The organism is Nonomuraea sp. NPDC005730 (assembly GCF_040630865.1).
GTDB lineage: Bacteria > Actinomycetota > Actinomycetes > Streptosporangiales > Streptosporangiaceae > Nonomuraea.
Window position 1 is genome coordinate 26137 of sequence record NZ_JBEXYK010000059.1, and the last position, 22292, is coordinate 48428.

Consider the following 22292-nt stretch of genomic DNA (forward strand, 5'->3'; position numbering starts at 1 on the left):
CACACGAAGGGCGGAGACCCACATCGACACCGCCGGGAACAGAATCGCGCCGGATCTACAGGGCGGCGCGGGCGCGCTCGGCCAGCGCGGCGCGGTCGACCCCCGCCAGGGCCAGCGCCCGCGGGACCGTGCCCACCTCGGCCTGGAGGACGCCGAGCAGCACGTGGACCGGCCGCAGGTCCTTCTTGCGATGGGTGGCGGCCAGCCGCTCGATCGCCAGCTTGACCGACGCCCCGAGCTGCGGGCGCCGCTCGGGGTCGGGCGTCGAACGCAGGTCGAAGGCGGCCACCGACACCCCGGCCGCGGCGAGGCTGTGCTCGAACTCCCGCCGCAACGCCGCCCGCACCCCCGCCTGGTCGAGCCCGGCCTCGGCCAGGATCGCCCGCGCCGCGGTGTCCTGCGGCGCCGCCATGGCCAGCAGCACGTGGTGGGCCTCGATCGTGGGGGAGCTCTCCGCGCGCGCCTCGGCCTGGCCCCGGAGCAGCACGTCGTGCAGGTAGTGGTCGAACGCGCCGCTCATGCCCGCCTCCTCAGCTCGACCCCGGCCGCGATGAGCCGCCTGGCGTGCTTCTTGTGGACCGCCTGGCGGGTGACGCCGAGCGCCTCGGCCACCTGCGGCCAGCTCCAGCCCGCCCGCATCGCCTGCTCCACGGCGGCGTCCTCCAGCTGGTCGGCCAGGCGGCGCAGCGCGACCACGGACGCGAGCGCGTCCGCGGGCTCCTTGACTGACATTCCAGCCACCCTAGGCGTCCGCCCCGGAACAGGCAATTCAGGTTGCTTGAAGGGGGCCGATGCGTCATACCGGGAGCCACCGGGTAGGGCCAGGGATGTCATGAGCACGATCGAGAACGCCGGGGCCGCCGCCTACCGCATCCCCACCGACCAGCCGGAAGGCGACGGCACACTGGCCTGGCGGTCCACCACCATGGTCGTCGTCACCCTGACCGCCGCGGGCGTCACCGGCACCGGCTGGACCTACGCCCCGGCCGCCGCCGCCTCGGTCGTCACCGAGCTGCTGGCCGGCGTCCTGACCGGCGCGGACGCCGCCGACATCCCCGCCCTGCACGCCGCGATGGTCCGGCAGGTGCGCAACGCGGGCCGTCCCGGCGTGGCCCGGCCCGAGGTCCCCCTGTACGGCTCGGGCGGCTTCACCACCTACGACGACGAGGCCACCACGGCCCAGCTCGCCCACTGGGTCCACGAGCAGGGCATCGGCCGCGCATGCGCGAGCACGACGTGACCTGGTTCGAGGAGCCCGTCTCCTCCGGCGACCTGGCCCGCCCCCGGCCCGACGCCCCCGGCCACGGGCTGGAGCTGCGCGCCGCCGCCGCCGAACCCCACCGCGTGTCCTGACGGAAGGAGCGGGCGCCGATGCGGATCGAGGACTACGCCCTGATCGGCGACATGCACACCGCCGCGCTCGTCGGCCGCGACGGCTCGATCGACTGGCTGTGCCTGCCCCGCTTCGACTCGCCCGCCTGCTTCGCCGCGCTGCTCGACGGCCCGTCCGCCGGACGCTGGCTGCTGGCCCCCGCCGGCGGCGGCCGGGCCGGCTCCCGCGGCTACCGCCAGGGCACCCTCATCCTGGAGACCACCTGGGACGGCCCCGGCGGCAGCGTCCGGGTGGTGGACTTCATGCCGCCCCGGGGCGAGGCCCCCGACGTCGTGCGGATCGTCGAAGGCGTGCGCGGCCGGGTCGAGATGACCATGGAACTGGTGCTGCGCTTCGACTACGGCCGCGACGTCCCCTGGCTGCGCTACGAGCCCGGCGTGCTGGCCGCGGTCGCCGGCGGCGACGCCACCTGGCTGCGCACCCCCGTCGAGCTGTGCCCGGACGCCGACCGGCACCGCACCACCGCCTCGTTCACGGTGGAGGAGGGGCAGCGGGTGCCGTTCGCGCTGACCTGGCAGCAGTCGTGGCTGCCGCGCCCCGAACCGGTCGACCCGCCCGAGGCCCTGGCCGACACCGAACGGCTGTGGCGCGAGTGGGCCCGCCGGTGCGGCTACCAGGGGGACTACGACGAAGTCGTCCGCACGAGCCTGCTCACCCTCAAGGCGCTCACCTACGCCCCCACCGGCGGGCTCGTCGCCGCCGCCACCACCTCGCTGCCCGAGCAGCTGGGCGGCGCGCGCAACTGGGACTACCGCTACTGCTGGCTGCGCGACGCCAGCTTCACCCTCCAGGCCATGATGACCGCGGGCTACGACGCCGAGGCGCGCGCCTGGCGCGAATGGCTGCTGCGGGCCGTCGCCGGGCACCCCGCCGACCTGCAGATCATGTACACCGTCGAGGGCGGCCGGCGCATCCCCGAATGGACCGCCGACTGGTTGTCGGGCTACGAGGCGTCCGAGCCGGTACGCGTCGGCAACGCCGCCTCCGGCCAGCTCCAGCTCGACGTCTACGGCGAGACCCTCGACTGCCTGCACCTGGCCCGCCGGTCCGGTCTGGCCATCGACGACGAGGCCTGGGACCTCCAGAACGCCCTGATGAACTACCTCGAAGGCATCTGGGACCAGCCCGACAACGGGCTGTGGGAGACCAGGGGGCCACGCCGCCAGTTCGTGCACTCCAAGGTGCTGGCCTGGGTCGCGGCCGACCGCATGATCCAGGCGGTCGAGGCGTTCGGCCGCGACGGCCCCGCCGACCGCTGGCGCGCCCTGCGCGAACGCATCCACCAGGACGTCTGCGCCCACGGCTACGACGCGGAACGCAACACCTTCACCCAGTACTACGGCTCGACCGGCCTGGACGCGGCCCTGCTGCTCATCCCGCGCCTCGGCTTCCTGCCGCCCGGCGACCCGCGCGTCGTCGGCACCGTGGACGCGGTCGCCCGCGACCTCGTCCACGACGGTCTGGTCCTGCGCTACCGGCCCGAGGACGAGAACATCGACGGCCTGCCCGGCGGCGAGGGCACCTTCCTGGCCTGCTCCTTCTGGCTGGCCGACGCCCTGGCTGCGACCGGCCGCCGGCGCCGGGCCACCGAGCTGTTCGAACGGCTGCTCGGCCTGCGCAACGACGTCGGCCTGCTGTCGGAGGAGTACGACACCGTGCACCACCGGCAGGTCGGCAACTTCCCGCAGGCCTACAGCCACGTCTCGGTGATCAACACCGCGACCGTCCTGTCGGGCAGGTTCAGGCCTGGGCGCCCTCGGCATCAAGCCGGGTGAAGGTGGCTCCGCGCAGCACGGCGCGGGCGCCGAGCACGTGCCCGTCGCACATCCTGGTCACCGTCCCGGCCTGGTCGGTCACCTTCCACCGGACCAGCTCCGGGCAGGGCCGGCCGGCCCGGTCCTGCGGCCAGGTGCGGTGGCAGACCCGGCACTCGGTGATGTTCGCCCGGTGGGACAGGGTGTTGCCGTGCTCGGGGCAGACGCCCCACGGCATGCCGCAGACCTGCTCGCGCTGCGCCCGCAGCCTGGCCAGGTCGCCGGCCGCCCGTTGCAGGTCCTCGCCGCCCCGGTCCAGCCAGTCGGCGGCGTGCCGCGCGGCCCGGAGCTGGTCGCCCTCGGGGGATCCGGCGGGCTCGGTGTCACACAGCGAGCGGACCTCGGCGGCGAGGTCCTGGGCACGGCGCGCGAGGTCGCGCAGCTGGGCGGGGGTGACAGTCATGAAGGCTCTCATCTCGTCAGGGCCGGGCGGCAACGGTATGCGACGGTCACGCGGCGGAACGGCCGGCCGGCCGCTCCCGCCCTCCAGTCTCGTCAGCCCGGCGCGCTCGTGGCGCGGTCGCGGCCCACGAGTTCGCGCCCCCGCTCCTGGCGCCGGTCGGCCGCGGTGCGTCAGGACGTGGGGACGCCGCTGTAGGCGGGCCCGAAGAACACCAGCGTCACCAGGTCCTCGGTGACGTCGTGGAAGCGGTGCTCCTCGCGGGCCGGGACGAAGAGAGTGGTGCCGGGGCCGACCTCGATGGTGACGCCGCCCGAGGTGAAGGAGGCGCGCCCGCTGGTCACGACGTAGATCTCGTCCTCGGCGTGCGGCGACTGGCCGTCGACGGCGCCGGCCGGGATGGAGTACGTGCCGAAGCTGAGCGCGGGCACGCTCAGGTGCTCGGCGAAGTCGGCGGAACCGTCCGGGGCGGGCTCGAACCGGCCGCTGTCGATGATCTCCATGGCCCGTGATCCTCTCATGCCGCCACGGGCCGGGCTGTCGGCGGGGAGATGCTTGCGGCTTGCCCTAAATGTGAGTAAATGTCACGTCATGTTGCGTGGCTGGAGTGGCCGGTTGACCGCGGCCGTCAAGCGTGAGCTGTCGTACGTGCGCGGGCAGGCCGCCGGGCTGGCAAAACCGGGGTCGTACCAGCGGCTGCAGGCGCTCCAGATCGCCAAGGCGACGCTGGCGGCGGTGCTGGCCTGGCTGACGGCCAGCCGGCTGCTGGCGCTCGGCGCCACCTGGATCGCCCCCGCAACCGCGGTGATCATGGTCCACGCCACCGTGTACCGCACGCTCACCAACGGCCTGCGCCGGGTCGCCGCGGTGGGCGCCGGGGTCATCCTGGCCGGCAGCATCGGGCACCTGCTCGGCCTGGGCGTGCTCAGCCTGGTGCTGGTCGTGCCGCCCGCGCTGGTCGCCGCCCGCTGGCACCGCATGGGCAACCACGGCTCCGACGTCGCCACCACCGCCGTGCTGCTGCTCTCCTTCGCCGCCGGCTCCCAGGAGCGCTACCTGCTGGCGTACGTGCTGGCCACGGCCATCGGCGCGCTGAGCGGGGCGGTGGTCAACAGCGTGCTGTGGCCGCCGCTGTACCGCGACCGGCCCGACGCGGCCGTCCGCCGCCTGGCCCGCGAGACGGCCACGCTGCTGACCTCCGTCGCCGAGGGCTTACGGGACGAGTGGAACCTCTCGGCGCTGCCCGACTGGGAACGCCAGGCCGTCCGGCTGGACGAGCACCTGGCCGACGCGGCCGCCGCCGTGGCCGACGGCGCCGAGAGCCGCCGCTACAACCTGCGGCAGAGCCTCCACCCGGTCACGGTGGCGCAGGACCACGAGCAGGTCCTGCGCCGGCTGACCACGCTGGCCGCGCACGTGCACACGATCGTGCACGCCTTGGCCCACCTGGAACACCACGACGGGCCCTCGACCGACGTCAGCCCCGACTACGCCCGCGACTACGCCGACCTCCTGGACCTGCTGGGCGACGCCCTGACCGCCACCGTACGGCGCGACCCCGACCACGGAAGGGCCCGCACCCTGCTCGGCCGGGCGGAGGCGCAGGCGAGCCGCATCCACGACCGGATGACGACGGAGATCCAGAGGGGCGAGGTCGCCCACCCGGCCGGCTGGGCCCTGAGCGGCAGCCTGCTCACCGACGCCGAACGCATCCTGACGGTCCTGACCGACATCCTGGCGGCCACGCCCGGCGGCCAGGACGAGGACAACCGCCCCTCCTCGCCGGCCACCCAGCCCTGACCCGTCCGGCCGGCCCCGGTTTGCCCGGGGAGCCGTCGCGCGGCACACTCGGGAGCCATGCTCATCAGGTCGTTCCCCGAGGCGGACGTCCCCACGGACCTGCTGGCCCAGGTGCGCGACCTGCAACGGGAGGCCTGGCCCGGCCACGACTTCCCCGCGCCCGACGGCGGCGGCCCCGCGCACGACCCCGCCCTCGCCCCCCGCTCCATGCTCCTCCTCGACGAGGGCACGGTCGTGGCCGCCCTGGACGTCCTGTCCAAGACCCTCACCCACGCCGGCCACCGGTTCCGCGCCGCGGGCCTGAGCACCGTGGTGACCAGGAAGGCGGCCCGCGGCCGGGGGCACGGCCGCCGCCTGGTGGGCGCCGCGCGCGCGGCCATCGCCGACGCGGGCTTCGACGTCGCCCTGTTCACCTGCGACCGGCCGCTCCAGGGTTTCTACGAGAGCGCCGGCTGGTCGGCGATCCCCGGCGCGGTGCTGGTCGGCGGCACCCCGCAGGCGCCCTTCCCCAGCGATCGGCCCGGGTTCGACAAGGTCACGATGGGCGACTTCCCCTCACCCCGGGGCCGGGCGCACCGGCTGTCGTTCCACCACGCGCGCGTCGAGCTCCACCCCGGGGAGATCGACCGGCTCTGGTGAGCTCTCCTCAGGCGTCCTGACCTCGCCGGACCAGCGGCAGGAAGACCTCGTCCACGATCTCCACCAGGACGTCGTCCGGCGCGCTGGGCGCCCCCCGCACCACGAACTCGTTGCGCAGCAGCACGATGGCCACCGTGGCGACCCTCGGGCGCAGCGACTCGGGGGCGGCCTCGCCGCGGGCCACCGCCCGTTCGAGGACGGCCAGCCAGGGCGCGGCCACCGCGTCGTCCGACTGCTCCTGGAGCTGGTCCAGGAACGCGGCGGCGCCGCCGGCGGCGGCCATCAGGTCGCGCAGGATCGCGCCGAGCGGCGAGCTCCAGTAGCGGTTGGCCCGGCGCAGCAGCTCCAGGGCGTCGCCGCGCAGCTCGCCGGTGTCGGGCGGCGAGACCGTCGTGGCCAGCCGCTTGTAGGCGGCGACGCCGAGGGCCAGGCGGCCCGGCCAGCGGCGGTAGATGGCGTTCTTGTTGGTGCCGGCGCGGGCGGCGACCTTGTCCATGGTCAGCCCGGCGTACCCGGACGCGGTGAGCTCGTCGGCCGCCGCGCTCAGGATCGCCTCCTCCAGCGCGGCCCCGCGCCGCCGTGTCCGCCCGCCTGCCTCGGCCATCGCCACCCTCCTCGGTCTGAGGGTACCGACCGTACCTCACATGGGCTAAGGTACGGTCCGTACCGTAAAGATGAAGGGAACACCCATGCGAGCCAAAGGCATCAGCTACGACACCGGTTTCGTCGTCAACGGGACGATCGGCCACCCGGGGTTCGACCCCGGCGTGGTGGCGCGCGAGATGCGCGTCATCCGGGACGACCTGCACTGCACGGCCGTCCGCGTCATGGGCGGCGACCCCGACCGCCTGGAGATCGCCGCCGCTCTCGCCGCCGACCTCGGGCTGGAGGTCTGGTTCTCGCCCTATCCGCTGGAGCTCACCGAGGACGAGATGCTGGCGCTGTTCGCCGACTGCGCCGAGCGCGCCGAACGGATCAGGCGGCGCGGCGCCGAGGTGGTCTTCGTCACCGGCGCCGAGCTGTGCCTGATGAGCAAGGGCTTCCTGCCCGGGGACGACATCGACGAGCGGGTGGCCCTGCTGAGCCGTCCTGAACGGGTGCGCGAGCTGGTCGGCGGCGTCCGCGCGCGGGTCAACGACTTCCTCGGGCGGGCGGTGGCCGTCGTGCGCGAGCGGTTCGGCGGCCGGGTGACCTACGCCTCCGTACCGCTCGAAGGCGTCGACTGGACGCCGTTCGACCTCGTTTCCGTGGACCTCTACCGGTCGGCCGAGATCGCGGGCGTGTTCGAGCAGGGCGTGCGCGTCCTCGTCGCGGAGGGCAGGCCGGTCGCGATCACCGAGTTCGGCTCGGCGACCTACCGCGGCGCGGGCGACCGGGGCGCGCTAGGCCTGGAGATCGTGGAGTACGCCCCGGGCACCCGCGAGCCCGTCCGGCTGACCGGCGAGCACGTCCGCGACGAGGAGGGCCAGGCCGCGTACGTGCGCGAGCTGCTGGAGATCTTCGACTCGGCCGGCGTGGACGGCGCGTTCGTGTTCACCTTCGCGCTGCGCGACCACCCGTACCGCCCCGACGGCGACCCTCGCGACGACCTGGACCTGGCCAGCTACGGCATCGTCAAGGTCCACGAGGACCGCTCCGGCACCGCCTACCCCGGCCTGACCTGGGACCCCAAGGCCGCCTTCGCCGCCGTCGCCGGCCACTACGCGAAGCACTGACATGATCCACCACCACCCTCGGCCGCACCGGCCTGCGCGTGAGCCGCCTCGGCCACGGAGCCATGGAGCTGCGCGGCCCGCGCGCCTGGGGCCCGCCGATGTCCGACGACGCGGCCCGCGCCGTGCTGAACGAGGCCGAGGAGACCGCCGCCGGGATGCGGGCCCTGCGGGACGAGGGCCTGATCCGCTTCACCGGCATGTCGGGGGAGCTGCCGCACCTGCCGGAGCACAGGGGAGGCGGGTCACTGGTCGTCGAGGAAGGTGAGCACGGCCAGCACCCGGCGGTGGCCGCCGTCCGAGACGGCCAGGCCGAGCTTGGCGAAGATGCTGCCGATGTGCTTGTGCACCGCGTTGTCGGTGATCGTCAGCCGCTCGCCGATCTCGGTGTTGCTCAGGCCCTGGGCCATCCAGGACAACACCTCCCGCTCCCGGCCGGTGAGGCTGTCCAGGCCGTGGCCCCGCCCGACCATGAGCTGGGCGATGACCTCGGGGTCCATGACCGTGCCGCCCGCGGCGACCCGGCGGACGTCCTCGACGAACTGGCTCACCCGGCTGACCCGGTCCTTCAGCAGGTAGCCGACGCCGCCGGAGCCGTGCGCCAGCAGCTCGCGGGCGTAGATGCGCTCGACGTACTGGGACAGGACCAGGATGGGCAGGGCGGGGTCGGCGCGCCGGAGGGCGACGGCGGCCCTGATGCCCTCGTCCCGGAACGACGGCGGCAGCCGCACGTCGGCGATCACCAGGTCGGGCCGGTGCTCGGTGACGGCGTCCAGCAGGCCGCCGGCGTCCGGCACGACCGCGGCCACCTCGATGTCCTTGCTGGTCAGGAGCATTTCCAGCCCCGTGGACAGCAGGACGTTGTCCTCGGCGATCACGACGCGCACGGCAGCTCCACGACGAGACGGGTGGGCCCTCCGGGAGGGCTGTCGATGGACAAGGTACCGTCGAGCGCGGCGGCCCTCCTGCGGATGCCGGTGACGCCGGTGCCGCGGTTCTCGTCCACGCCGCCCTTGCCGTCGTCGCAGACCTCGATGCGCAGCACGCGTCCGGACGCCAGCCGTACGGTGACGTGGTCGGCGCCGCTGTGCTTGGTGGCGTTCGTGACCGCCTCGGCCACGATGAAGTAGGCCGCCGTCTCGACCGCGGCGGGCACGGCGCCGAGGCCGCTCACGTCCGTCTCGACGGGCAGGCCGGCCTTCGCCGTCACGGCGGCCACCGCGCCGGCCAGCCCCCTGTCGGCCAGGACGGGCGGGTACATCGTCCGGATCACCTGCCGCAACTCGGTCATCGCCTCCTCGGTGCCCTCGTGCGCGTCCTTCAGCAGTCGGCCGACGGGCCCGCCGTCGTCGTCGAGCGCCTCGCGGGCCATGGCCAGCCGCATCGCGATGGCGACCAGCCGTGCCTGGGTGCCGTCGTGCAGGTCGCGCTCGATGCGGCGCAGCTCGGCCGCGTGCGCGTCGAGGACGTTGGACCTGCTCTCGGTCAGCTCGCCGACCCGCTCGGCCAGCCGGTCGGCCTCCGAGGGGGCGAGCGCGGCCAGGCAGGCGCGGGCGTGCAGCCGGGCCAGCCTCGGCAGCGCCCACCAGGCCAGCGGCGCGGCCAGGACGACCTGCGCGACGCCCATGCCGATCGCCTGCTGCCACCCGGTGACCGGGAAGGCCACCAGCAGCCGCAGCGGCTCGTCGGCGGGGAACAGCCACCACAGCGGGGCCTCCAGCACGGGGTTCACCAGCAGCCCGGCCACCCCGAGCGCGGCCAGCGCGGCGGGCAGGCCCACGACGACGTGCAGCGCCGTCCAGCGCAGGTCGCGCCTGGGCCGCGTGCTCATGAGGAGCTGCCGCCACTGGTCGCGCACCCCGGCCTGGGCGGGCGGCGCCGGGCGCGCCGGCACGTCGACCTCCAGCACCGCGCCGGCCTTGACGCGCTGCCACTCGGTCCACCGGTGGAGCACCGCCATCATCCGCGGCACCAGCACGAGCCCCGCCCCGCCCACCGGGACGAGCACGACGCCCGCGACGAGCACCGACAGCCAGACCATCGCCGCCAGGGCCGACGCGAACACGAACAGGTGATACCGAACGAACCGCCACAGAGCTTTCACGTCACGTCATGATCTTCCGGGCGGGTAGCTCCATGGCGAGGGACACAATCGTCATCACTGCCAGGATAGAGGCCGGTACCAGCCACAACGGCCCGGCCGGCAGCGGGCGGGCCAGGAAACCCACGCTCAGCAGCACCAGCGGCACCGCCGACAGCACCAGCCCCGACACCGACGCCCCGGCGCCCACGAGCAGCGCCTCCCACCGCACCACGCGCCTGAGCTGAGGCCGGGTCAGGCCGATCGCGCGCAGCCCGGCGAACTCCTCCCGGCGCGCGGTCGTCGTCGCCACCAGCCGGTTGGCGACCGCCACCAGCACGTAGCCCAGCAGCACGGCGAGCACGGCCACGTTCACCAGCGTCTGGGCCGAGGCCATGGCGGCCTGCGGTCCGGTGGCGTGGTTGTCGATGCGCAGCCCGGGGCGGCGCGCGAGGTCGCCGAAGTCGGCCGGACGGGCCAGCACCGCGCTGTCCAGGCCGGTCGTCGTGTGCGCGGCGGCCAGGTCGCGGGAGACCACGATCGGGCCGAACCCGAGGCCGCGCCGGTAGGTGGCGGCCACCCGCGCCCGCACCCGCGCGCCGTCGCCCATGATCACGCCCATGCTCTGGCCGACCCGGCCCGCGCCCTCTTCCACGGCGACGGCCGCGCCCTTGAGCCCGGACAGGCTGCCGTCGGCGAGGTCCAGGTCGACCAGGCCCTCGGCGTCCGGGCCGAGCGCCATGGCGGGCATGGCCATCAGGCCGGGGCTGTCGCCGGTCAGCATCGGCTCGGTCACCACGGTGGTCATCGCCATGCCCGCCGCCTTCGTGCGCGACCGCACGTCGGCCAGCAGGTCGCGCGGGACGCCGCCGAGGTCGGGAGCGCTGATCGTGACGAGGCCGCGCAGGCCCAGGGCGACCTCGTCGGCGCGTGCCTTGGCCATCGTGGTCTGGGTGAGCACCACGCTGAGGCCGAGCGTGACGACCATGCCGAGGGCGGCCACGGCTCCGGCGGTCCGCAGCGCGTACCCGTGGGAGTTGTGCACCGCCAGCCACAGCGGGCCGGGCAGCCGCGTCATGAGCCGCGATCCGGCCACCGCCCTGGCCGCCCCCTGCACCAGGCGCGGACCGGCCAGCGCCAGGCCGATCACCGCGACGATAGACGCGATGCCCGGACCGATCATGCCCGCTTCGCTCCGCATGAACAGCGGCGTCACGGACAGCGCCAGCGCGGCGAGCATGAGCAGCAGCCCCGCCCGGGTCCGCCCCGGCGACGGCATGCGCGGCTCGGGAAGCCCCGAGACTACCGGCATGCGCGAGACCCGCAACGACCCCGCCCACGCGGCCACCCGCGTGACGCCGAGCAGCAGCAGCGCCGCGGCCACGGCCGGCAGCGGCCCGTACACCAGCGGCTGGTCCGCGCGCACCAGCCCGATCCCGGCCAGCAGCTCGCCGAAGCGGGCGGCCAGGAAGTAGCCGAGCGCGGCCCCGAACGGCACCGCCGGCAGCGCCGCCGCCGCGGCCTGGACGGCCACCAGCCTGCGCACCTGGCGCGGGGTCGCGCCGGCCGCGCGCAGCAGGGCGAGGTCACGGCGCTGCCGGTTGACCGACAGCGCCAGGCCGCCACCCACCACGAACCCGACCACCAGCAGGCTGATCCCGCCGATCGAGGAGGGCAGGACCAGCAGCAGCCCGCGACCGGCCGCCGCGCCCGGCGACTCCGCGTCGGCCCTGTCCCGGCCCGTGGCGTACGCGTAGCCGTCGCCCAGGCGGTCCTTCAGCCGGGCGGCCAGCGTCTCGGGGGAGACGCCGGGCGCCGCGCGGACCGCGACGAGGTCCACCGTCCGCGCCCGGCCCGCCGTCCGGGCGGCCAGGGCGGTGGCGACGGCGTCGGGGAAGTACACGCCCGGGGCGTCCACCACGGCGCTCACCCGGTAGGTGCCCGGCGTGCCGGCCGCCGTCAGCCGCAGCCGGTCGCCGACCCGAGCGCCGCTCACCGCGATCTCGTCGGCGGCGCGCGGCGCCCGCCCGGCGGTGATCCGGCCGCTCAGCGCGAGGGACGACCACCCGTGCCCGGCGGTGGCGGGGTCGGCGGTCCGCCCGGCCGTCCCGGACCCGACGGCGGCGGGGAAGGCGACGTCACCGGCCACGGCCGCGACGCCGGGCACCCCGGACGCCGCGGCGACCAGCGAGCCGGGGATCCTGGCGCGTTCCGGCAAGGCGATGTCCGGTTCCTCCTTGATCGGGATCGTCTGCCGCGCCGAGACGACCACGTCCGCGCCCGACAGCCGCAGGGGCGGCTGCGCGCGGAAGGCCGAGTCCACCAGCACCCCGGTCCCGGTCACCAGCGCCATCCCGCCCAGCACCGCCGCGAACACCACGACCAGCCCGCCCGCCTTGGCGAGCGCCAGCGCGAGCCTGATCATGCGACCCGCTCCTCGCTCAGCCGCGCCAGCCGTACGGCCAGGTCCTCGGCGGTCGGGGCGGGCAGGACGTCGAGGACCCGCCCGTCGGCCATGACCACGGTGTCGTGCGCGCGGGCCGCGGCGGCCGGGTCGTGGGTGACCATGACGACGGTCTGGCCCAGGTCGTCGACCAGCTCGCGCAGCAGGTCCAGCACGTGGGCGGCGCTGCGCAGGTCGAGGGCCCCGGTGGGCTCGTCGGCGAACACCACGTCCGGGCGCGCGGCCAGGGCCCGGATGATCGCCGCCCGCTGCTGCTGGCCGCCCGACAGCTCCGTGGGCAGGTGCCGCATGCGGTCGCGCAGGCCCATCCGGTCGACCAGCTCGCCGAGCCAGGCCCGGTCCGGGCGCACGCCGGCCATCCGCAACGGCAAGGTGATGTTGTCCTCGACGGTCACGGTGGGCAGCAGGTTGTAGGACTGGAACACGTAGCCCAGGTGCTTCCTGCGCCACTCCGTGCGCCGGGTCTCCGACATGCGGGTGACCTCGACGCCGCAGATGGTGATCGCGCCGGAGGTCGGCGGCTCCAGGGCCGCGGCGGCCTGCAGGAGGGTGCTCTTCCCCGAGCCCGACGGCCCCATCACGGCCACGAACCGGCCGCGCGGGAAGGCCAGCGAGACGTCGTCGAGGGCGACCACGTCACCGTAGCTCTTGCTCACCCGCTCCAGCGTGACGACCGCCTCCATGACGGGCCTCACGACCGGCCTCCGGCGAAGCGCAGGATCAGCAGGCCGGCGATGCCGGCCACGCCCACCACGCCCGACAACAGCCCCAGGGGGTTCAGATCTCCCCGCGTGACGATGTTGGCCGCCACGTTCACCGAGGCTCCGCCCACCGCCAGGACCCACAGCAGGGCACGCGACGCCGGTCGCCGCGGCCGGGTCCGCGGGCTGTGCGCCGGCCGCTCATATGTGTCAATTCTGTACGGATCGCTCATGAGGACAACGCTAGGGACGCCGACCTCCGCGCTGAATCCCGCCAGCAACCGAAGCGACGGTACAGACTGCTGTAGTACGGACGACCACGGATCGGGAGGAAGACACGGTGAAGCGGATCGGGGTCATCGGGGTGGGCGAGATCGGCCGGGCCATCGTGACGGGCCTGTGCGAGGGCCCCGGCGAGCGTCCCGAGGTGTTCCTCTCCCCGCGGGGTGCGCGCGCGGCGGCGGAGCTGTCGCAGCGCTACGAGGACGTGCACGTGTGCGCCTCCAACCAGGAGGTGGTGGACCGCGCCGAGCTGGTCGTCATCGCCGTACGCCCGCCGGACCGGCACGACGCGCTGGCCGGCCTGCGCGTGGCCGACGACACGATCGTGGTCAACGTGATGGCCGGCGTGGCCGTCGACGAGCTGCGCAAGCTCCTGGACACCGGCGCCACCCTGGTACGCGCCATCCCCCTGCCCGCCGTCCGCGACCGCGACTCCGTCACGGTGACCTGGCCCGCCCACCCGGTGACGGACGCCCTGTTCGGACGGCTGGGCGGCGTGCTCGTGGCCGAGGACGAGGCGGCCTTCAACGTCTTCTCCGCGCTGACCGCCACGCTCACCACCCACCTGTCCTACCTGGCCACGCTCAGCACGTGGGCCGCCGGGCACGGTGTGCCGCCCGAGGTGGCGGAGGGCTACGTCCGCGGCCTGTTCCAGGGGCTCGGGCGGGCCCTGGGCGACGAGAGCCGTTCGCTGGCGCGGCTCGCGGCCGACCACGAGACCCCGAACGGCAGCAACGAACGCGTCCGCACCACCTGGTTCACCCCGGCCAGGTCGCAGGCCCTGGCCGACACGCTCGACGACCTGCTCGACCGCCTCACCTGACCGAGAGCTCCCGGCCGGGCCGGGTGTCCAGACAGAAGTCGATCACCCTTCCTCCGTGCCTTCGGAGATCAAGGGCGGGTAAGGAAACTCAGCCGGGCCGGTGGGCGGCGGTCAGCAGGTGTCCGCTGGCGCCCAGGAGCGAGGGCTCCGACTCCATCGAGCGCTGTGCGTCCAGGAGCAGGGCCCGGCGGTCCGGGTCGTCGAGCCAGTCGTTGACGTCGCCGTGCAGCCAGAAGGTGCCCTCCAGGCCGTAGTGGGCGGTGCCGGGCAGCCCGGCGTCGGCGAACTCGGCGGCCACCTCGTCCGGGCGGTGGAAGTAGGCGGTGAAGCCGCGCCTGGGGGAGAGCATGACGCCGTCCGCCGCGGCGGCATGGGCCGCCTCCCGCTGCCGTTCCTCCAGGTAGGTGCCGAGGTTGACGGTGTCGAGCACGGCCGCGTACCGGTTGATGGTGGCCGCGGCCACCAGCCCGCCGGGCCGTACGGCGCGCCGGGCCTCGCTCAGGACCCGCAGCCGGTCGGCCCGGTCGGCGAGGTGGTAGAGCGGGCCCAGCAGCAGGACGGCGTCCGCGCCGCCGTCCGGCACGGGCAGCCGCCGTGCGTCACCGACCCGGGCGCGCAGCCCCGGCACCCTCGCCGCCCGTTCCACGTGCAGCGGCACGGGGCCCAGCAATTCCACCTCGTAGCCGTCGGCCAGCAGCCATTCGGCGTGTACGCCGGTGCCGCCGCCCACGTCGAGGACCCGGGCGGGGGCCGGTGGCAGCGTGCGGCGGAGCACGTCCTGGGTGCGCCAGAACTCCAGGCGGCCGCGCCCCTCGCGGAGCCGGTCGTGCTCCAGATCCTGTGCGTAGTAGGTGAGTACCTCTCGTGTCACGGTCATGATCGATCGTGGCCGCCCTGCCGGGACGGCGGCGACGGATTTTCTCTCGCACTTTGTTATCCAGGCGTATAAATTTATTCTTATGGATAACAACCAGGTCTGGCGGCTCGTCCGGATCCTCTTCGCCGCCGTGCTGCTTCTGTCGATCGCCACGCTCGGCGTGGCCGCCGTCGTCGGCGGCAACTGGGTGGTGTGGCTGCGCGCCGCCGCGGTCGCCGCCGCCTCCGCCTGGCTCGTCTCCCTCGCCGGGCAGGCCGCCCGGGGCAGCCGGGCCGCCTACGTGCGCATCCGCTTCGTCTCCGTCGCCGCGCCCATCGGCGTCGTGCTCATCCTCCTCGCGCCGGACAGCGGCTACCCGCTGTGGATGAAGGCCGAGCAGGCCGTGGTCGGCGTCCTGGTCGCCGCCGTCGCGGTCGTCGTCAACCGCCGTGCCGTGCGTGCGGCGTTCCCGAAGCGTGGCAAGCTGGGCTGACATGGAGAGCTCCGGAACCCGTCAGGCGGCCACCGAGGCCCGCAAGGCCCAGATCGCCTCGGCCGCGATCGCCGTGCTCGCCGAGCGGGGTTACGCGGAGACCACGTTCGAGGCCATCTGTCACCATGCCGGGCTCAGCAGCAAGAGGCTGATCTCCTACCACTTCTCCACCAAGGAGCAGCTCTTCGAGGCCGTCGTCCGGCAGGTCGTCTCCGACGCGGCCGCCTTCATGCGGCCGGTGATCGAGGCCGCTTCCGGCGCCCGCGCCCAGCTGGAGGCGTTCATCAGGGCGAACATCGCCTTCATCGCGGCCCATCCGGCCCACGTGCGCGCGGTCCAGCAGATCGCGTTCAACCGCGCGCCCGTGGGGGGCGACGAGCGGGACGCCGCCATCGCCAGGCTGGTCGCCCTGTTCGAGGACGGCCAGCGCAGCGGCGCGTTCCGGCCGTTCGACAGCGTCCTGATGGCAACGTCCCTGCGCGCCGGCATCGACGCGGTGGCCGACCGGGTCGCCGGCGGCCTCGACCCCGACCACTGCGCCGCCGAGCTGGCCGACCTCTTCGACCGCGCCACCGCCAGCACGCCCCGTCCGTCCTGACCGGCCGTCGGGCATGATGGTCGGCATGCCGGCTCTCGTCGATCCCACGCCCGGGTTGCGGACGTCGTTCCTGGCGGCGGTGGCCGAGTTCCGGGCCGACCGTGACTTCCCCGTCCCGTGGTTCGTCCAGGACGTCGATCCCGGGGCGCTGACCGATCCGGCGGCCTTCGCGGCCTACGTCCGGCGGGTGCTGGGCGAGCGCACCCAGGCGGGCGTGCGCGCGGGGTTCGTGCCGATGACCACGCTGTGGTGGGCCGACGGCGACCGGTTCCTCGGCAGGCTGGCCGTCCGCCACCGGCTCACCCCGGAGCTGGAACGGTTCGGCGGCCACATCGGCTACGACGTGCGCCCGGGGGCCCGCCGCCTGGGCCACGCGACGGCGATGCTGGCCGCGGCGCTGCCGATCGCGCGGCGGCTGGGCGTCGACCCCGCCCTGGTCATGTGCGACCGCCCGAACGCCGCCTCCCGGCGGGTCATCGAGGCCAACGGCGGCCGGCTCCTCGACCTCACCGAGCGCAAACGCCGCTACCTGGTGCCCACCGCCCCCGGATAGCGGCTCACCCGGCGGACCGGGACTCGCCCGAGGTCACGGGCGTTCCCCGCGTTGCGCGGCCCGCAGGTCCAGCCAGCCGATCAGCTTGACGTCCTCGGCGTCCAGGGCCTCCCGGACGTCGGGGTCGGTGAACAGGGCGAGCTCCCAGCCGCGCTTGGCCGCGCCCGGCATGATGGCGCGCAGCTCGTCGGTGTCCTCGAAGGGATGGATGTAGATCTCCGTCACGCCCGGTCGCAGCGAGCGCAGCAGCCCGATCATGTCCTTCTTGAGCGAGTCGTAGTCCTCGCCGTCGGACTGCTGGAAGGGCAGCGACCACAGGTGGTCGAGGATGACCACCCCGGCCTCGTCGGCCATCGCGGCCAGGGCCCGCGCCACGGGCTCCAGCTCCTCCGGCGCGCCGGTGCCGGCCAGCGAGCGCGGCAGGCGGAAGGGCAGGCCGAACTCGGCGCACACCGGCAGGACGACGTCCAGGAAGTGGCGGCCGGTGGCCAGGCCGTACAGGCTGCCCATGTGGTTGTCGGCGTGCGAGGGGTCCAGGCCGAGCGCGACGGCCTTGCGGATCTGGTTGACGATCTCGACGCGGACCTCGCCGGGGTCGGCGGACCGTTCGAAGGAGGCGCAGTCGCGGAAGAAGTAGCCGGTCTCGTCCACCAGCGTGGGGACGGGCCGGTCACGGGTGACCGGGCCCCAGCGGTAGCCCGCCCACTCGCTGGTCAGCGTCAGGTGCACCCCGACGTCGAAGCCCGCGGCCGCGGCGACGGCCTGCGGCGCCCACGGGCAGGGCGTCATCACCGTGGCCGAGCTGATCGCCCCGGCCCGCAGGAGGGAGGTGATGCCGAGGTTGGCCGACCGGCTCATGCCGTAGTCGTCGGCGTTGACGATGAGCAGCCGGTCGTCGGGGGCGTGGCCGAGCCGGGAGGCGAGCGTCATCAGGGAACCCTTCGTAGGTGGCGGCCGTGGACGACCCCGCGCGACCGATCGTCCAGCACCGCGACGACCTTCGTCAATCACCGCCCGGCGATCAGAGCTCCATGGGCGTGAGGTCGAGCGCGGCCAGCCGGTCGGGGTCGGCCAGGATGTCGATCGTGACGATCCGGCCGTCGCTGACGGTGAAGCTCATGACCGAGTACAGCCTGCCTTCGACGGTGTTGACCAGGCCTGCCAGACCGTTGACGAGCGCCGGGCGGGCGACCGCGCCGATGGGCGAGCGGCGGAAGGCGGTGGCCTGCCCGGCCACGTCCGCGGCGCCGCGGACCACCTTCATGCCGCCGGTGAGCAGGCCGCGGTCGGCGCGCAGCACCACGTCCGGATCGAGGACGGCCAGCAGCGCGTCGAAGTCGCCCTCGCGGGCCGCGGCCAGGAACGCCTCCACCACCCGGCGCTGAGCGGCGAGGTCGGGATCGGGGGTCGGGGCCGCGCCGCGCACCCGCTGACGCGCCCGGCTGGCCAGCTTCTTGGCCGCCACCGGCGTGCGCTCCACGATGGGCGCGATCTGCTCGAACGGCAGGCCGAACATGTCGTGCAGCACGAACGCCAGCCGCTCGGCCGGCGACAACGACTCCAGCACGACCAGCAACGCCAGGCCCACCGAGTCGGCCAGCAGCACCTCCTGCTCGGGGTCGGGCGCCGGGTCGGCGGTCTCGGCCCGTCCGACCACCGGGTCCGGCAGCCGCGCCTCCAGCGGCTCCTCCCGCAGGGCCTTGCGGGCGCGCAGGATGTCCAGGCAGACCCGGCTCACCACGGTGGTCAACCAGGCGCCCAGGTCGGCGATGTCGCCCGAGTCCGAGCGCGCCAGCCGCAGCCACGCCTCCTGGACCGCGTCCTCGGCCTCGGTCAGCGAGCCGAGCATGCGGTAGGCGACCGCCTTCAGACGGGGACGATGCCCCTCAAACCGGTCGGCCAGCAGGTCATGGTGAGTCATGGCGATATTTCCTCTTAAAGGTGGCGTCCTCATCCTGCTGACGGATTGAACCGCAGAAAGGTGACCGCCGCCGGTCCGGGGGCACTTGCCGGGCGGGCGCGCACGCGAGACGGTGGCCGGATGCGTGACATCCCCGGCCCTCCTCCCGCGGCGGACGGCGGGCTGAGCGCCATCGCGGCCGCCGGCGGCCTGCACACCTACCAGCTCCGGCTGCACGAGCGGTACGGCCCGCTGGTGCGCTTCCAGCTCCCCGGCGCGCCGGCCGCGATCTCGGTCGCCGACCCCGTGCTGCTGGAGGCCACGGCCGCGATCGACGAACGTCCTGACAAGCTCTTCGAGTTCCTGGCTCCCCTGTGCGAGGCCGGCAACCTGCAGACGCTCCCCGCCGACGAGCACGGCCCCTTCCGCCGGGTCCTGCTCTCGGTGCTCGCCGGCCGCCGCTCGCACGAGGCGCACTTCGCCGGCTTCGTCACCCTGGCCACCGAGCTGGCCGACCGCTGGGAGCGCCGCGCCGCCGACGGCCCGGTGGCGCTCCAGCAGGACCTGAGCGAGCTGTCCTTGCGCATGATCGCCCAGTACGCCCTGGGCGGCGGCCTCGCCGACCCGGCGCGGGTGGTGAGCGCGTTCGAGACCGTGCTGACCGTCCACCTGGGCCGCCTGTACGAGCGCGACGACGACCTCGCGCGCGGCGACCGGGCACTGGCGTACCTGCGCGAGGTCGTGGACGGGGTGCTGGCCCGCGGCGGCAGCGAGCTGGTCACCGCCCTGGCCGAGGCGGACATGTCGCCCGCCCGGATCAGGGACACCGTGCTCATGATCATGCTCGCCGCCCACCACACCACCGGCGTGGCCGTCTCCTGGACCCTGCACCTGCTCGCGCGCCACCCCGGCCCGGCCGCGCGGGTGGCAGCGGAGCTGGACGACGTGCTGGGCGACCGGGCCGCCCCCGAGTACGCCGACCTGCGGCGCCTGCCGTACCTGGAGATGGCGCTCAAGGAGTCGATGCGGCTCTACCCGCCCGGCCCGTACGGCGCCCGCGAGACCACCGAGGACCTCACCCTCGGCGGCCACCACGTCCCGGCGGGCACCACGATCTTCTACCCCTTCTGGGCCGTCCACCTCGACCCCCGCCACTGGCCGGACCCGCACGCGTTCCGGCCCGCCCGGTTCACCCCCGAGGAGCAGGCCGCCCGCCACCGCTACGCCTACCTTCCCTTCGGCCTCGGGCCGCGCGGCTGCGAGGGCGCGAGCCTGGCCATGGTGGAGGCCGAGCTGGTGCTCGCCGTGCTGCTCAGGAGGTTCGCCTTCGAGCCGGTCGAGGACCATCCGGTGACGCCCGTCGAACGCTTCGTGCTGTGGGCCGAGCACGACATCCGCATGCGCCTGACCCGCCGCTTCCCCCGCTGACTTCCCGGACGGGTGTGGCGGGGCTTGCCTGGGCGTGCCCGCTGGCATATGAGTGATGCACGCTCGTTCGGACGCCGCCGGCACATCTATGCACGGGGAGAGTCGATGAACATCCGCGGGAAGGCGACGGCCACTGTGGCGGCCGGCGTCCTGGTCACGATCACCACCCTCGCCACCGGCGGCCCGCCCGCCTCGGCCCGGACCACGGCGCCGGGGGTGACGCACGAGGAGAACCCCCGGGTCCCCGCGGGCGCCGCCTGGACGGAGGCGTACTTCCCCTCCGCCGACGGCAGCGGCGTCGAGCTCCACGCCGACGTGCTGCGCCCGGCGCACCTGCCGGCCGGCGCGCGGACGCCGGTCATCGTCTCGGTCGGCCCCTACTTCGCCCACGCCGGGCAGACCGGCCCGGAGGGATGGGACCAGGTCGGGCCGTCGGCACGGTTCCGGGACTTCGTCGACGGCGCCGGACTGATGGCCCGCGGCTACACCTTCGTGATGGTCGACCTGCGCGGCTTCGGCGGCAGCACCGGCTGCCTCGACTGGGTCGGGCCGGGCGAGCAGGCCGACGTGCGGGCCGCCGTCGAGTGGTCGGCGGCCCAGCCCTGGTCGACCGGCAAGGTCGGCATGTACGGCAAGTCGTACGACGCGGTCACCGGCCTGGTCGGCAACAACCTCAGGCTGCCGAGCCTGAAGGCGGTCGTCGCCCAGGAACCGGTCTGGAACATGTACAACTACCTGTTCAGCAACAAGGTCCCGCGGCCCAACGTCACGGGCACGCCGGAGGCGTACAACTCGATCGCGACGATGGCGCCGATGGCCGGGGACAGCGACCGGTACAAGGCGAACGCCCAGTACGAGACCGCCCATCCCGCCTGCCTGACCGACAACATCACCAACAACAACAATCCCGACCTGCGCTCGGCGTACTGGCGGGCGCGCAACCTGGCCGACCGGGCGGCCGGCACCAGCACGCCGCTGCTGGTCACCCAGGGCTTCATCGAGCCCAACACCAAGCCCGAGGACATGGAGGTCTACCTGGACAACCACCGCGGGCGCGAGCGCGGCTGGCTCGGCCAGTGGGAGCACGTGCGCGGCAACGACCGCGACGCCCAGGGCCGGCTGCTGCAGGGACGGGCCGGCTGGTTCGACGAGGTGCTGCGGTTCTACGACCAGTACCTGCGCGGCGTGCGTCCCTCGGTGGGCGACCCGGCGTACGCGATCGAGGACAGCCTCGGCGTGTGGCGCGCGCAGCCGACCTGGCCGGTGGTCACGACGTCGTACGAGGCCCGGCTGTCGGCCGGCGCGTACCTGGACGACGGCGGCGGCGCCGCGGCGACGGCGACCACGCCCCCCTCCGGCCGCTGGGACATGGAGCACGCGCCGCCGCTCGAACCGCTCTCCACCGCCGAGAAGAGCTCGGCCAGGCAGAGCGCGGCCGCCGCGGGCAGCTACTGGACCTGGTCCACGCCCGCCGCCGAGAAGCTCAGGCTCACCGGCACGCCGCGGATCAGGCTCGACGCGAGCACCAACGGCAACGTCATGGTCCGCCTGTGGGACGTCGCCCCCGACGGCCGGGCGACGATGTTCGACGAGAACGTCGCCCTGCTGGAGCGCGGCGGCCCGATCGCGTTCGACCTGAAGTCGGCCGACTGGACCTTCGAGCCGGGCCACCGCCTGGGCGTCCAGATCGGCACCATCGAGTCCAACGGCTGGCTGGACGTGCCCTCGGGCAACACGATCAAGGTCTCCGGCGCGCGGCTGAGCCTGGACCTGCTGTCCACGCGGCACGACGTGCCCACCCAGGGTGACCGCTCGCCGTACCTGGACCGGTACCTCGCGGCCTACACCACCACCCTCGGCGGCGTCGGCGCGGGCACCTTCCCGCTGCGGCTGTCCCGCCGCTGACCGGCCCGTCCCCGGCTCCTCTCCCGGCCCGGCGCGCACCCGATCCGCCGGGCCGGGGAACGTCAGAGCGCCTCGCCGCGGGCGCGCAGGAACCCGGCCATCGCCTCGACGCCGAGGGCGATCGCGCGCTCGTCCGCCACGAAGTCCGGGGCGTGCGGCACGCCCCGCTCGCCCACGCCGAAGAAGAACATCGCCCCGGCGCCCGCTCCAGGAACAGCCCGAAATCCTCCCCGTTGAACGCGCAGTGCAGGGCGTACACCTCGCGCGGCGGGACGGCGTCCAGGACCGCCACCACGCCGTGGCCGCCGACGCCGGTCCGGACCTCCAGGCCCGCCTCCCGCAGCGCCTGCGCCACCAGGGCCGCGGTACGCCGCTCCTGGCCGGCCGGCTCGGGGTGGCGGTGGAGCTCGCGCCGTAACTCGATCAGGTCGTCGTCGCTCATGGCCGAATG

27 protein-coding genes are annotated in these 22292 nt (G+C 74.4%); 13 read left to right on the forward strand and 14 right to left on the reverse strand.

Features of this window, described 5'->3' with window-relative positions:
* Positions 1-55: 55 nt before the first annotated feature.
* A complete protein-coding gene (locus tag ABZ444_RS40890) occupies positions 56-520 on the reverse strand; it encodes a Clp protease N-terminal domain-containing protein (protein WP_358009193.1) in 465 nt (154 codons plus the stop codon).
* The gene (locus tag ABZ444_RS40895) at positions 517-732 is read right to left on the reverse strand and encodes a hypothetical protein (RefSeq protein ID WP_357981053.1); all 216 of its coding nucleotides are present in this window, start codon (positions 730-732) and stop codon (positions 517-519) included. The genes ABZ444_RS40890 and ABZ444_RS40895 overlap by 4 nt, the downstream gene beginning before the upstream one ends.
* 100 nt (positions 733-832) lie before the next feature.
* Here ABZ444_RS40895 and ABZ444_RS40900 point away from each other — a divergent pair, with 100 nt between their 5' ends.
* From ABZ444_RS40900 to ABZ444_RS40910, 3 genes are read left to right on the forward strand one after another with little or no spacing between them, the layout of a single operon-like run.
* A complete protein-coding gene (locus tag ABZ444_RS40900) occupies positions 833-1240 on the forward strand; it encodes a hypothetical protein (protein ID WP_358009195.1) in 408 nt (135 codons plus the stop codon).
* A complete protein-coding gene (locus tag ABZ444_RS40905; RefSeq protein ID WP_358009197.1) occupies positions 1222-1353 on the forward strand; it encodes a hypothetical protein in 132 nt (43 codons plus the stop codon). The genes ABZ444_RS40900 and ABZ444_RS40905 overlap by 19 nt, the downstream gene beginning before the upstream one ends.
* Positions 1354-1371: 18 nt before the next feature.
* Complete coding sequence (locus ABZ444_RS40910; protein ID WP_358009199.1) at positions 1372-3168, forward strand: glycoside hydrolase family 15 protein; 1797 nt, start codon at positions 1372-1374, stop codon at positions 3166-3168.
* Here the strand turns inward: ABZ444_RS40910 and ABZ444_RS40915 are convergent.
* Positions 3134-3610, reverse strand: a complete 477-nt coding sequence (locus ABZ444_RS40915; protein ID WP_358009201.1) for a hypothetical protein — start codon at positions 3608-3610, stop codon at positions 3134-3136. The genes ABZ444_RS40910 and ABZ444_RS40915 overlap by 35 nt on opposite strands.
* Positions 3611-3780: 170 nt before the next feature.
* Positions 3781-4110 (reverse strand): cupin domain-containing protein, encoded by a 330-nt coding sequence (locus tag ABZ444_RS40920; RefSeq protein ID WP_358009203.1) that lies wholly within the window; start codon positions 4108-4110, stop codon positions 3781-3783.
* A gap of 112 nt (positions 4111-4222) precedes the next feature.
* On the opposite strand from ABZ444_RS40920, the gene ABZ444_RS40925 reads away from it, so the two are divergent.
* Both ABZ444_RS40925 and ABZ444_RS40930 read left to right on the forward strand, forming a co-directional pair.
* Entirely contained in the window at positions 4223-5407 is a 1185-nt protein-coding gene (locus tag ABZ444_RS40925) for an aromatic acid exporter family protein (RefSeq protein WP_358009205.1), read from the forward strand.
* A 57-nt stretch (positions 5408-5464) separates the two neighbouring features.
* The gene (locus tag ABZ444_RS40930) at positions 5465-6046 is read left to right on the forward strand and encodes a GNAT family N-acetyltransferase (protein WP_358009207.1); all 582 of its coding nucleotides are present in this window, start codon (positions 5465-5467) and stop codon (positions 6044-6046) included.
* A gap of 7 nt (positions 6047-6053) precedes the next feature.
* Here the strand turns inward: ABZ444_RS40930 and ABZ444_RS40935 are convergent, their stop codons facing one another.
* Positions 6054-6650: a TetR/AcrR family transcriptional regulator gene (locus ABZ444_RS40935; protein ID WP_358009209.1), complete on the reverse strand. Its 597-nt coding sequence runs from the start codon at positions 6648-6650 to the stop codon at positions 6054-6056.
* Positions 6651-6735: 85 nt separating this feature from the next.
* Here ABZ444_RS40935 and ABZ444_RS40940 point away from each other — a divergent pair, with 85 nt between their 5' ends.
* Positions 6736-7761, forward strand: a complete 1026-nt coding sequence (locus tag ABZ444_RS40940) for a hypothetical protein (RefSeq protein WP_358009211.1) — start codon at positions 6736-6738, stop codon at positions 7759-7761.
* A gap of 242 nt (positions 7762-8003) precedes the next feature.
* Here the strand turns inward: ABZ444_RS40940 and ABZ444_RS40945 are convergent, their stop codons facing one another.
* Genes ABZ444_RS40945 through ABZ444_RS40965 form a run of 5 tightly spaced genes read right to left on the reverse strand, consistent with a single transcriptional unit; the run spans position 8004 to position 13236 of the window.
* A complete protein-coding gene (locus ABZ444_RS40945; RefSeq protein WP_358009213.1) occupies positions 8004-8645 on the reverse strand; it encodes a response regulator transcription factor in 642 nt (213 codons plus the stop codon).
* Positions 8633-9823 carry a histidine kinase gene (locus ABZ444_RS40950; RefSeq protein WP_358009215.1) on the reverse strand — a complete coding sequence of 397 codons (1191 nt, stop codon included), beginning with the start codon at positions 9821-9823 and terminating at the stop codon, positions 8633-8635. The genes ABZ444_RS40945 and ABZ444_RS40950 overlap by 13 nt, the downstream gene beginning before the upstream one ends.
* Before the next feature lie 40 nt (positions 9824-9863).
* Positions 9864-12263, reverse strand: coding sequence for an ABC transporter permease (locus ABZ444_RS40955; RefSeq protein WP_358009217.1), 2400 nt, complete (start codon positions 12261-12263; stop codon positions 9864-9866).
* Positions 12260-12985 carry an ABC transporter ATP-binding protein gene (locus ABZ444_RS40960; protein ID WP_358009277.1) on the reverse strand — a complete coding sequence of 242 codons (726 nt, stop codon included), beginning with the start codon at positions 12983-12985 and terminating at the stop codon, positions 12260-12262. The genes ABZ444_RS40955 and ABZ444_RS40960 overlap by 4 nt, the downstream gene beginning before the upstream one ends.
* Before the next feature lie 8 nt (positions 12986-12993).
* Positions 12994-13236 (reverse strand): hypothetical protein, encoded by a 243-nt coding sequence (locus ABZ444_RS40965; protein WP_358009219.1) that lies wholly within the window; start codon positions 13234-13236, stop codon positions 12994-12996.
* 107 nt (positions 13237-13343) lie between these two features.
* Here ABZ444_RS40965 and ABZ444_RS40970 point away from each other — a divergent pair, with 107 nt between their 5' ends.
* Positions 13344-14108 (forward strand): NAD(P)-binding domain-containing protein, encoded by a 765-nt coding sequence (locus tag ABZ444_RS40970; protein WP_358009221.1) that lies wholly within the window; start codon positions 13344-13346, stop codon positions 14106-14108.
* 88 nt (positions 14109-14196) lie between these two features.
* Here the strand turns inward: ABZ444_RS40970 and ABZ444_RS40975 are convergent, their stop codons facing one another.
* Positions 14197-14985 carry a methyltransferase domain-containing protein gene (locus ABZ444_RS40975; protein ID WP_358009223.1) on the reverse strand — a complete coding sequence of 263 codons (789 nt, stop codon included), beginning with the start codon at positions 14983-14985 and terminating at the stop codon, positions 14197-14199.
* An 82-nt stretch (positions 14986-15067) separates the two neighbouring features.
* On the opposite strand from ABZ444_RS40975, the gene ABZ444_RS40980 reads away from it, so the two are divergent.
* Genes ABZ444_RS40980 through ABZ444_RS40990 form a run of 3 tightly spaced genes read left to right on the forward strand, consistent with a single transcriptional unit; the run spans position 15068 to position 16608 of the window.
* Positions 15068-15457: a hypothetical protein gene (locus ABZ444_RS40980; protein WP_358009225.1), complete on the forward strand. Its 390-nt coding sequence runs from the start codon at positions 15068-15070 to the stop codon at positions 15455-15457.
* 1 nt (position 15458) lies between these two features.
* Positions 15459-16055, forward strand: a complete 597-nt coding sequence (locus ABZ444_RS40985) for a TetR family transcriptional regulator (protein WP_358009227.1) — start codon at positions 15459-15461, stop codon at positions 16053-16055.
* Positions 16056-16080: 25 nt separating this feature from the next.
* Complete coding sequence (locus tag ABZ444_RS40990) at positions 16081-16608, forward strand: GNAT family N-acetyltransferase (RefSeq protein ID WP_358009229.1); 528 nt, start codon at positions 16081-16083, stop codon at positions 16606-16608.
* Between the two features lie 33 nt (positions 16609-16641).
* Here ABZ444_RS40990 and ABZ444_RS40995 read toward each other — a convergent pair whose 3' ends face one another.
* Positions 16642-17538, reverse strand: a complete 897-nt coding sequence (locus ABZ444_RS40995) for a polysaccharide deacetylase family protein (RefSeq protein WP_358009231.1) — start codon at positions 17536-17538, stop codon at positions 16642-16644.
* A gap of 91 nt (positions 17539-17629) precedes the next feature.
* Entirely contained in the window at positions 17630-18529 is a 900-nt protein-coding gene (locus ABZ444_RS41000) for a sigma-70 family RNA polymerase sigma factor (protein ID WP_358009233.1), read from the reverse strand.
* A 120-nt stretch (positions 18530-18649) separates the two neighbouring features.
* Between ABZ444_RS41000 and ABZ444_RS41005 the strand changes: the two genes are divergently transcribed.
* Together ABZ444_RS41005 and ABZ444_RS41010 are read left to right on the forward strand one after the other, a co-directional pair.
* Positions 18650-19936: a cytochrome P450 gene (locus ABZ444_RS41005; RefSeq protein ID WP_358009235.1), complete on the forward strand. Its 1287-nt coding sequence runs from the start codon at positions 18650-18652 to the stop codon at positions 19934-19936.
* A gap of 105 nt (positions 19937-20041) precedes the next feature.
* Positions 20042-21841, forward strand: a complete 1800-nt coding sequence (locus tag ABZ444_RS41010; protein ID WP_358009237.1) for a CocE/NonD family hydrolase — start codon at positions 20042-20044, stop codon at positions 21839-21841.
* 62 nt (positions 21842-21903) lie between these two features.
* On the opposite strand, the gene ABZ444_RS41015 is transcribed toward ABZ444_RS41010, so the two are convergent.
* Positions 21904-22032, reverse strand: a complete 129-nt coding sequence (locus ABZ444_RS41015) for a hypothetical protein (RefSeq protein ID WP_358009239.1) — start codon at positions 22030-22032, stop codon at positions 21904-21906.
* A gap of 53 nt (positions 22033-22085) precedes the next feature.
* On the opposite strand from ABZ444_RS41015, the gene ABZ444_RS41020 reads away from it, so the two are divergent.
* Complete coding sequence (locus ABZ444_RS41020) at positions 22086-22259, forward strand: hypothetical protein (RefSeq protein WP_358009241.1); 174 nt, start codon at positions 22086-22088, stop codon at positions 22257-22259.
* The last annotated feature ends 33 nt before the right edge of the window (positions 22260-22292 follow it).